Origin of the sequence: Streptomyces sp. NPDC051677, from assembly GCF_044453465.1 — a bacterium.
In the GTDB taxonomy this organism is placed as follows: Bacteria; Actinomycetota; Actinomycetes; order Streptomycetales; family Streptomycetaceae; genus Streptomyces.
The window spans coordinates 1-10,378 of record NZ_JBITCT010000115.1 but is presented as its reverse complement, the minus strand read 5'-3'; the positions used below and the strand labels follow the sequence as shown (position 1 = coordinate 10,378).

At 68.6% G+C, this 10,378-nt stretch carries 6 protein-coding genes; 2 read left to right on the top strand and 4 right to left on the bottom strand.

Going from position 1 to position 10,378, the window contains the following annotated elements:
- Positions 1-259 precede the first annotated feature (259 nt).
- Positions 260-1,096 carry an aldo/keto reductase gene (locus tag ACIBAF_RS48645; RefSeq protein ID WP_399473194.1) on the top strand — a complete coding sequence of 279 codons (837 nt, stop codon included), beginning with the start codon at positions 260-262 and terminating at the stop codon, positions 1,094-1,096.
- Between the two features lie 95 nt (positions 1,097-1,191).
- On the opposite strand, the gene ACIBAF_RS48640 is transcribed toward ACIBAF_RS48645, so the two are convergent.
- The 4 genes from ACIBAF_RS48640 to ACIBAF_RS48625 form a co-directional block, all read right to left on the bottom strand.
- The gene (locus ACIBAF_RS48640; protein WP_399473192.1) at positions 1,192-1,911 is read right to left on the bottom strand and encodes an SDR family oxidoreductase; all 720 of its coding nucleotides are present in this window, start codon (positions 1,909-1,911) and stop codon (positions 1,192-1,194) included.
- A gap of 105 nt (positions 1,912-2,016) precedes the next feature.
- Positions 2,017-2,961: a class I SAM-dependent methyltransferase gene (locus ACIBAF_RS48635; RefSeq protein ID WP_399473190.1), complete on the bottom strand. Its 945-nt coding sequence runs from the start codon at positions 2,959-2,961 to the stop codon at positions 2,017-2,019.
- Positions 2,962-3,187: 226 nt separating this feature from the next.
- A complete protein-coding gene (locus tag ACIBAF_RS48630) occupies positions 3,188-4,906 on the bottom strand; it encodes a glycoside hydrolase family 6 protein (protein ID WP_399473188.1) in 1,719 nt (572 codons plus the stop codon).
- Between the two features lie 123 nt (positions 4,907-5,029).
- Positions 5,030-6,529, bottom strand: a complete 1,500-nt coding sequence (locus ACIBAF_RS48625) for a cellulase family glycosylhydrolase (RefSeq protein ID WP_399473186.1) — start codon at positions 6,527-6,529, stop codon at positions 5,030-5,032.
- A 265-nt stretch (positions 6,530-6,794) separates the two neighbouring features.
- Between ACIBAF_RS48625 and ACIBAF_RS48620 the strand changes: the two genes are divergently transcribed.
- Positions 6,795-9,710 (top strand): glycoside hydrolase family 48 protein, encoded by a 2,916-nt coding sequence (locus ACIBAF_RS48620; RefSeq protein ID WP_399473184.1) that lies wholly within the window; start codon positions 6,795-6,797, stop codon positions 9,708-9,710.
- The last annotated feature ends 668 nt before the right edge of the window (positions 9,711-10,378 follow it).

Genomic DNA, 10,378 nt, shown 5'->3' with positions numbered 1-10,378 from the left:
GACCCGCTACGACAAGACCGCCGAGTCCTACCAGGCAGCTGTCACGCTCGCCTCGCTCCTGATGTGGGCGTGACATTTGAAGACAACTCCTAGGACAGGTCCTGGCGGTTTCGGATGAGTGTGCACCGGTGTGAAACGGTTTCCGGCGGGCACCCGCAACGCGATCGGGGGCAGGATCGGGCGTCAGGAATGCGATGGCCGCCGTGATCGTTGACGATGGCAGTACCACTTTGACGGACAACCGAAGGATCAAGAGCTCGTGAGCAGCAAGGTCCCCCCGATCATCCTCAACAACGGCGTGGAGATGCCCCAGCTGGGCTTCGGCGTCTGGCAGGTGCCGGACGACGAGGCGGAGCAGGCGGTCTCCACCGCCCTGGAGGCCGGGTACCGCAGCATCGACACAGCGGCGATCTACGGCAACGAGGAGGGCACCGGCCAGGCCATCGCCTCCTCCGGTGTGCCCCGCAAGGACATCTTCGTCACCACCAAGCTCTGGAACAGCGACCAGGGGTACGACGCGACGCTCCGCGCGTTCGACGCCTCCCTGGAGAAGCTCGGCCTGGACTATCTGGACCTGTATCTCATCCACTGGCCGCTGCCGGCTCGTGACACGTACGTCGACTCGTACAAGGCGTTCGAGAAGCTCCTCGCGGACGGCCGGGTACGGGCCATCGGCGTGTCCAACTTCCTGCCGGAGCACCTGGAGCGGCTGATCGGTGAGACGTCGGTCATCCCGGCGGTCAACCAGATCGAGCTGCACCCGCACCTGCAGCAGCACGCCTCCCGCGCGTTCCACGCGGACCAGGGCATCGCCACCGAGGCCTGGTCCCCGCTCGGCCAGGGCAAGGGCCTGCTGGAGGTCCCGGCGATCGTGGCGATCGCCCAGAAGCACAACCGCACCCCGGCCCAGGTCGTGCTGCGCTGGCACCTCCAGCTCGGCAATGTCGTGATCCCGAAGTCCGTGACGCCGTCGCGGATCAAGGAGAACATCGAGGTGTTCGACTTCAGCCTGGACACCGAGGACCTGGCGGCGATCAGCGCGCTGAACGAGGACCGGCGCATCGGTCCGGACCCGGGTACGTTCGACCTGGGCTGAGCTTTCCCCGCACGTGTCGAGGGCGCCCTCCTGATCAGGGGGGCGCCCTCGACACGTCGGACGGGCCCGTCGGTCGGGTTCGTCGCCCGCGCCCGTCAGTTGGGCTGCCCGACCGGCCGTACGACGACGGTGTTGATGTCGACGCCCGCGGGCTGCCGGATCGCCCAGACCACGGTGTCGGCGATCTGGTCGGCGGTGAGCAGGTGGCCGGGCGGCAGGCTGCCATAGCCGTCCCAGAACGGGGTCTCGACCCGGCCGGGCGCGATCAGCGTCACGCCGACGCCCCACTCGGTGACCTGACGGCGGGTGTTCTCCGCGAGACCGGTCACCGCCCACTTCGTCGCCCCGTAGATGTTGCCCGGCGTGTGCACGAAACCGGCGACGCTGCCGACCAGCACGATCCGTCCCCGTGTCTCCTTCAGCGCGTCGATCGACGCCCGGACGAGGAGCGCGGGCCCGAGGACGTTGGTCAGCACCATGTCGGTCCACCCGGCCGGGTCGCCCTCGGCGACCGAGTCGTGGGTGGCGGTCCCCGCGTTGGCGACGACTGTGTCCAGCCGGCCGAAGTCCTTGAGCGTACGGTCGACCGCCGCCTGTACGGAGTCGTAGTCGGCGGCGTTCCCGGCCACCGTCGACAACCCGTCCGGGTCACCGAGTTCCGCGGCGAAGGCACGCAGTCGTTCCTCGCCGCGGCCCATGACGGTGACCCGGTGTCCGGCGTCCAGCAGCTGCCGCGCGACGGCCGCCCCGATGCCGCTGCCGCCCCCGGTGATCAGCGCGACCGGAGAATCCGATGTGCCGGAAGAGTTGCTCATGACGTGCCCCCATTAGCGATGCCTGCGTTGCGTGGGTCGCAGTTCATCAGTTGGAGCACTCTCCAAGTCAAGCCCCAACCAACGGACTTGATCCAGAGCGGCCTTCTAAACCGCTTTCACCGCCGTGTGCACCGTGTGAGCCGCGAGCACGAAGACGTCCGCCCTTCGGTGCACTCCCTGCTCGTCCTGGGGGTCGAGCAGCCGGTCGAGCGTGGCGCGGTCGTCCGGGTCGAGGGTGTCGCCGAACACGTCCCGCAACCGGGACAGGGACTCGACGATGTGGGCGCGGGCCCGGTCGGAGGCAGGAGCGGGCAGGTCGAGCAGGAAGCTGCGGGTGCGGTTGTGCTTGAGGCCGGCCGCGCCGAGCAGCGCCGCCCAGTCCTCGGTCTCGGCGACGGAGCCGGGCAGGTCGGCCCGCATCCGCGCGAACCACTCGGACTCCAGCGCGTCGAGCCGTGCCTCCAGACCCGGTCGCCCGAAGCCCAGGTCGCGCGGCAGGAACCGGGCCGGCAGACCGCCCTCCATGATCGCCAGGGTTCCGCCCGGCGCGAGCCGCTCCGCGAAGGCGGTCAGCGCGGCGCGCTGGTCGCCCAGGTGATGCAGACTGCGGCCGGCCCACATCAGGTCGGCCGGATAATCCAACTCGTCGAGTACACCGGGGAGTTCGCCGGTCAGAGTGTCGAAGCGGTCGCTGTACCCGAGCCGGTCGGCCCGCTGCCGGGCCCGGTCCAGCAGCGGCGCGGAGCCGTCGACCGCCATGACCCTCGCCCCCGGGAACGTCTCGGCGAACAGACAGGAGATGACGCCGGGTCCGCTGCCCACGTCCACGATCAGCCCCGGCTCGGTCACCTCCTTGCCCAGCCAGGACAGGGCGCGCTCGTACAACGGGGTGAACAGCTCGGCCTGCGCTTCCAGGTGCGGGGCCATCGCGGCCCAGTCGATGTCGGTGTGGTGGCCGTGCCCGTGACTGTGCCCGTGCCCGTGCCCCGAACCGTGGTCGTCGTCCTGGGTGTGCTGGTCGCCGTGGGATGCGTGCGAATCGTGCGCCATGGTGGTCAGCCTCTCTTCCGGTGTGCCGTCAGCGTGCGCCGACGCACCGGAGGAGGGCCACTCCTGTTGCCGGGACGGCAAAAAAAGAAATGCGGACGGCAAGCTCTTTCGAGCCGGTGATCCGCCGGGGCCCGGCCCGGGAGGGCTGATCGACCCCGACGGATCACCGTCGCCTCAACTCACCGCCGTGCGGATCACCGCCGTGCGGCCTGTTGCACCAGCCGACCTACAGCGGCGGGTACGCGTTCTGCATCAGCTGCTGGAACTGGGCCGAGAACCAGTGCCCGGACAGCGGGGCGTTCGCCAGGGACCCCGACATGCTGTTGCCGTTGCGCGGGTTGCCCGTGTAGGTCGGGTCGCACATCCGGTCGAAGCCCTTGCCCTCGTCGTTGGCGATGGCGGAGCTGGAGCCGTCGGACTCGCCCGGCGGCTTCATCCACACGTACGCGTCGATCCCGGCGGCCGGAGCCGCCTTGGGCCGCTCACCGAGGCCGGCGCCGGACTGGTTGCACCAGTTGCCGATGTGGATGCGACGGTCGTAACGGCCGCCGTTGACATAGGTGTCCACGCTGGTCGTGGCGCCCGGCCCGGTGGGCCGTGCGGTACCGCCCCAGCCGTTGCGGGAGGTGTCGATCAGCATGCCGATGTTCGACCTGAAGCCGGTCGAGATCAGCTGGTTGCGGAAGGCCTGGGCGTACGACAACTCGTCGACGTAACGGTTCCAGTCCACCCACTTGGACTCGCGGACCGACTTGCCGGCCACGGAGTCGTTGATCGTGAAGTAGTTCTCCTTCAGGGCGCTGTAGTTCGCCGTGTTGGTGATGAAGCCGTGCACGTCGTCGACGGTCGCGCCCTCGGCCGTGGCGGCCTGGTAGAAGACCTGGGCGGAGGGGGCGAAGTTGTCGTCCCAGCCGAGCCAGCCGTGGTGACCGGCGTCGATGTAGTTGTAGACGTTGGGGATCGCGCCGAGCTTGTTCAGCGCGTAGCCGACGCCCTTCACGTAGTTGCCGTTGGCCTTCATGGTGTCGCAGGCCGCGGTCGCGGTGGGCCGGCTGCCGGTGTTGGTGACGAGGTTCGGCAGCGAGTCGATCTCGATCGTGGTGACGATCCGCAGCCCGGCGTACTTGCTGTCGGCGAGGATCGCCGCGATCGGGTCGATGAACTGCGTCTTGTACTTGTCGATCTCCGTCGGGCCGAGCTCGCCGTTGGAGGCGAGAGCCGCGCAGTCACGGCCGGGAAGGTCGTAGACGACCAGCTGGACGACTTCCTCGCCGCTGCCCTTCTGGGCGAGGGCCGCGTCCAGGTGGGCGCGCAGGCCCATGCCGCCGCTCACACCGTTGATGGCGGCGATCCGGTCGAGCCAGACGCCGGTGGGCTGGTTGGAGATGCGGCTGCCGCCCGTCTCGGCGGCGGCCTTCGCCGACCATTCGGGGTTCACGTACACCTTGGCGCCGGCGTAGGGGTTGTCGACCTTGCTGGACGGGGTGCCGGGGTCGGTGGGGGGATCGGTGGGCCCGCCGGTGCCGCTGTCCACGTTGCAGGTCACGCCGTCGAGGGTGAACGTGGTCGGGACGGCGTTGGCGCCGCTGTAGGTGCCCTGGAATCCGAAGCTGACCGAACCGCCGGTCGCCAGCGTCCCGTTGTAGGTCTCGTTGTTGGCGGTGACGGCCGTACCGGACTGGGTGATCTTCGCGTTCCAGCCGCTGGTGACCTTCTGGCTGCCGGCGTACGCCCACTTCACCGACCAACTCGACTTCGCCGCCGAGTTGTTGGTCACCGTGACGGCGGCGGTGAAGCCGGTGCCCCAGTCGTTCTGCACCTTGTAGTCGACGCTGCACGGGATGGCGGCGATGCCCGGATCGCCGGGGACGACCGCGAGCGCCGTCCCGGAGGCGCCGGCGACCAGCGCCAGCGCGGCGAGTACCGCTGTTCTGCTACGGCTCATGAGTGCGGGTTTCCTTCTTGGTCGCGGGTGTTTTCCGTTCTGTTCCTTCGATGGACCTGTTCGATGGATCTGTTCGGTGGATCTGTTCGGTGGATCTGTTCGGTGGAGATGTCCCGGTGGCGCCTATCCGTCGAGCCCGAGTGCGCGCAGGTGGTCGCGCAGGCCGGTGCCGTACGCCGTGGGCGTCCCGTCGTAAGCCGAGATCAGGGACGGGCCCGTGGAGCAGTCCCAGGTGTTCCAGGTCCAGCCCAGGTACGACAGTCCGCGGTCGTCGAACCACTTCATGACCCGGTCGACGAAACCGTGTGAGCAGGTGTTCTCGCCGATCTCCCCTGCCACCAGCGGGACTTGAGCGGCGACCGGGGCGAGCGTCGAGTTCCAACAGCTCTCGTTCGCACAGGTGTTGAAGTTGTAGACGTGGTACGCGGCTGCCAGATTGCCGGTCGGGTCGGTGGGCTTGTACGTCAGCCACTGGCTGAGGTCGTTGGAGTACGCGAGTCCGCCGGCCAGGATCACGTTCTTGGCGCCGGTCGCCCGTACGGAGTCGACGAGATCCTGCATGCCGGCGACCTCGTACCCGATGCCGGGGCAGGTTCCGCCGTCCCGCCAGCACTGCCACGCCTGGGTGGTCGTGGAGGTGGCGCGGTCCGGGTAGGGCTCGTTGAACAGGTCGAACACGACGGCCGGGTCGTTCTTGAAGGTGTTGGCGACCGAGGCCCAGAACGACGGCGTGTACTGCATGTCGGGCATCGGCTTCTGGCAGCTGGCGTGCACGTCGGAGCAGCCGGCCGAATTGCCCGTGTACTGGCCGTAGTTCCAGTGCAGTTCGACGATCGGCGTCATGCCGTGCGCCTTGACGCGGGCCACCAGATCCCTGACGGCGTTGATGTAATTGGCACCGCCGTAAGCGGAGTTGATGTTCGACAGGCCGAGCCAGCACTCCTCGTTGAGCGGAATGCGGACGGTGTTGACGTGCCAGTCGGCGATCGCCTTGACGGCGGCGTCGTCGACCGGTCCGTCCCAGATGCCGCGCCCCTGGACGCACATGAACTCGCCGCCGGAGCGGTTCACGCCGAGCAGACGACGGGTCTTCCCGCCGGCGTCCACGAGCTTGTTCCCCGCGACGTGCAGCACGGGCGGCGCGCTACCGGTGTCCGGTGGATCGGTCGTGGGCGGGGTGGTGGGGGTGGGCGTGGGGGTCGGTTCGGTGTCGACGTTGCAGGTGGTGCCGTTGAGCTTGAACGTGGTCGGTGCGGTGTTCGCGCCCGCCTTGGAGGCGATGAAGCCCGCGCTGACGCTCGCGCCCGTGCCGAGGGAGCCGTTCCAGCTCTCGTTCGCGGCGGTGACGGCCGTACCCGACTGGGACCACTTGGCGCTCCAGCCCTGGGTGACCTTCTGACCGGCCGAGAAGTCGAACGTGAGGCTCCAACTGCCCATGGCCGCCGCATTGTTGGTGATCTTCACGGCAGCCTGGAAGCCGGCGTCCCACTGGCTGGTGACGGAGTACTCCACCGTGCAGGCGGGCGTGGCTCCCTGAGCCGTCATGACCGGCAGGGTCACGCCCGTCCCGAGGGCGACCGTGCCGACGACGGCTAAAAGTACTGAACGCGGGGGGTGTCGCATGAGCGACTCCTTGCAGCTCAGGCGCGTCGTGGCGGACGCGTCGACTGATGGAATCGCTCCCACTGGTGTCTCGAAGTTAGCGCCAAGCGGTGGCAAAGAACAGGGGCGTCACTGACTTTCCCTCAACTGACGACGTCGAATCTTTTCGACTCTTCAAGCACCTTGACCGCGTTCACCCCCATCCTCACTATGGGAGCGCTCCCACTGGTTCAAGGCTTGTTGCTCCTCCCCCCACTTCTCCGAGCCGCAAGGAGGAACCAGCATCATGGATCTTTCACGCAGACGCCGCAGGGCGCGGCGCCTGTGGACCGCCGTCGTGGCGGCCCTCGCGCTTCCCCTGGCCATGCTGAGCACGAGCACAACTCCCGCCCAGGCGGCGGCACTTCAGTGCAGCGTGGACTACAAGACCAATGACTGGGGCTCCGGGTTCACCGCGGATCTGACCCTCACCAACCGGGGCGCCGACCCGATCAGCGGCTGGACCCTGACGTACTCCTACGCGGGCAACCAGAAGCTGACCAACGGCTGGAACGGCAGCTGGTCGCAGTCCGGTCAGCAGATCACGGTGAACAACGCCTCGTACAACGCGACGATCGCCGCCGGCGCGGCGGTCAGCACGGGTGGGCAGTTCACCTACAGCGGCACGAACGCCGCTCCCGCGAGCTTCGCGGTCAACGGCACCACCTGCGCCGGCGCGCACCAGCCGCCGGTCACCGTGCTGACCAGCCCGACCGCGGGCGCCGTCTACACGCAGGGGGACGCGGTGCCGCTCGCGGCGACCGCCGCTGCCGCCGACAGCGCGACGATCACCAAGATCGAGTTCTACGACGACACGACCCTGCTGGGCACGGACACCAGCGCGCCGTACTCCCTGTCCGCCTCGGGGTTGTCCGTGGGCAGCCACTCCCTGGTCGCCAAGGCCTACGACAGCCTGGGGGCGTCGGCGTCGTCGACCCCGGTCGGCATCACGGTGGCCTCGGGACCGGCCGTGGTCGCCTCCACCGGCCAACTGGCCGTGCAGCAGGGCAAGACGGGCACGTACTCGTTGAAGCTGTCGACCCAGCCGTCGGCCAATGTGACCGTCACGACCGCCCGCACCGCCGGAAACACCGGCCTGACCGTGACGGGCGGCGCAAGCCTCACCTTCACGCCGTCGAACTGGAGCACCGCCCAGAACGTGACCGTCACGGCCAACGCCTCCGGCACGGGCGCCGCGACCTTCGAGTCGACGGCGACCGGGCACGCCAAGGCCTCGGTGACGGCCACCGAGATCGCGGGCGCCAAGGCGTACGACGCCCGGTTCCTCGACCTCTACGGCAAGATCACCAACCCGGCGAACGGCTACTTCTCCCCCGAGGGCATCCCGTACCACTCGGTCGAGACGCTGATCGTCGAGGCTCCGGACCAGGGGCACGAGACGACGTCGGAGGCCTACAGCTACCTTCTCTGGCTGCAGGCGATGTACGGGAAGATCACCGGCGACTGGACCAAGTTCAACGGCGCCTGGGACATCATGGAGAAGTACATGATCCCCACCCACGCCGACCAGCCGACGAACTCGTTCTACAACGCGTCGAAACCGGCTACCTACGCGCCCGAGCTGGACACCCCGAACGAGTATCCGGCGAAGCTGGACACCGGAGTGTCCGTGGGTTCGGATCCCATAGCCGGTGAGCTGAAGTCCGCCTACGGCACGGACGACGTCTACGGCATGCACTGGCTGCAGGACGTCGACAACACCTACGGCTACGGCAACGCGCCCGGCAAGTGCGAGGCCGGTCCGACGGACACCGGCCCGTCCTACATCAACACCTTCCAGCGCGGCGCGCAGGAATCGGTGTGGGAAACGGTTCCGCAACCGACCTGCGACGCCTTCAAGTACGGCGGCACGAACGGCTACCTGGACCTGTTCACCGGTGACTCCTCCTACGCCAAGCAGTGGAAGTACACCGACGCCCCCGACGCCGACGCACGGGTCGTGCAGGCCGCGTACTGGGCGGACATCTGGGCCAAGGCGCAGGGCAAGGGCAGTGCCGTCTCCGCGGCCGTCGGCAAGGCCGCGAAGATGGGCGACTACCTGCGCTACGCGATGTACGACAAGTACTTCAAGAAGATCGGCAACTGCGTCGGACCGACCGCCTGCGCGGCCGGCACCGGCAAGGACGCCTCGCACTATCTGCTGTCCTGGTACTACGCCTGGGGCGGCGCCACGGACACCAGCGCCGGCTGGGCCTGGCGCATCGGCTCCAGCCACACCCACGGCGGCTACCAGAACCCGCTGGCCGCCTACGCGCTGAGCAGTTACGCCGACCTCAAGCCCAAGTCGGCGACCGGCCAGGCGGACTGGGCGAAGTCGCTGACCCGGCAGCTGGAGTTCTACCGCTGGCTGCAGTCCAGCGAGGGCGCCATCGCGGGTGGGGCGACCAACAGTTGGGCGGGCCGCTACGCGACTCCCCCGGCCGGCGCCTCGACGTTCTACGGCATGTACTACGACCAGCAGCCCGTCTACCACGACCCGCCGTCCAACCAGTGGTTCGGCTTCCAGGCGTGGTCGATGGAGCGGGTCGCCGAGTACTACCAGCAGACCGGGAACGCGAGCGCCAAGGCGGTTCTCGACAAGTGGGTGGACTGGGCGCTGTCCAAGACCACGATCAACCCGGACGGCACCTTCCGGATCCCCTCCACCCTCCAGTGGTCGGGCCAGCCCGACACCTGGAACGCGTCAAGTCCCGGCGCGAACACGGGACTTCACGTCACCGTCGCCGACTACACCAACGACGTCGGCGTGGCGGCCGCGTACGCCAAGACCCTGACGTACTACGCCGCCAAGTCCGGTGACACGGAGGCGAAGACGACCGCCAAGGCGCTCCTGGACGGCATGTGGACCAACAACCAGGACGCCCTCGGCATCGCGGTCCCGGAGACCCGGGCCGACTACAACCGCTTCGACGACAGCGTGTACGTCCCGAGCGGCTGGAGCGGCAAGATGCCGAACGGCGACACGATCAACTCCTCCTCGACGTTCGCCTCGCTGCGGTCCTTCTACAAGAGCGACCCGGCCTGGTCGAAGATCGAGAGCTATCTCGCGGGCGGAGCCGCGCCCGTGTTCACGTATCACCGGTTCTGGGCCCAGGCGGACATCGCCCTGGCCATGGGCTCGTACGCGGAGCTTCTCGAATAGCCCCCGCCGGGCGCTCCGCGGGTCGGGCGGTTCATGTCTGCGGGCCGTGTGTGGCTGGTCGCGCAGTTCCCCGCGCCCCTGAAGGGGCGCGGTACCGCACCGCTCCCCCGCGGAGTCGCTCGAAGGTCCGCGTACGCGGCTCCGTCACCTGACGACGGGGCCCCGGCCGGGCGGCCCCCACCCGCACAGGGGGCCGCCCGGCAGTCGCACGTCCCGTACCGCCGCACCGATCTCTTCCGGCACGGATCTCCACCCGCACCGCTTCCTCCCCCACCGTTTCCACCCGCACCGATCTCCACCCGCACCGCTTCCACCCGCACCGTTTCCAACCGCACCAATCCCCTCCCGCACCGATCCCCACCCGCACCGCTTCCTCCCCCACCGATCCCCACCCCCCACCGATCCCCACCCGCACCGTTTCCACCCGCACCAATCTCCACCCGCACCGCTTCCACCCGCACCGTTTCCAACCGCACCAATCCCCTCCCGCACCGATCCCCACCCGCACCGCTTCCTCCCCCACCGATCCCCACCCCCCACCGATCCCCACCCGCACCGTTTCCACCCGCACCAATCTCCACCCGCACCGCTTCCACCCGCACCGTTTCCAACCGCACCAATCCCCTCCCGCACCGATCCCCACCCGCACCGCTTCCTCCCCCACCGAT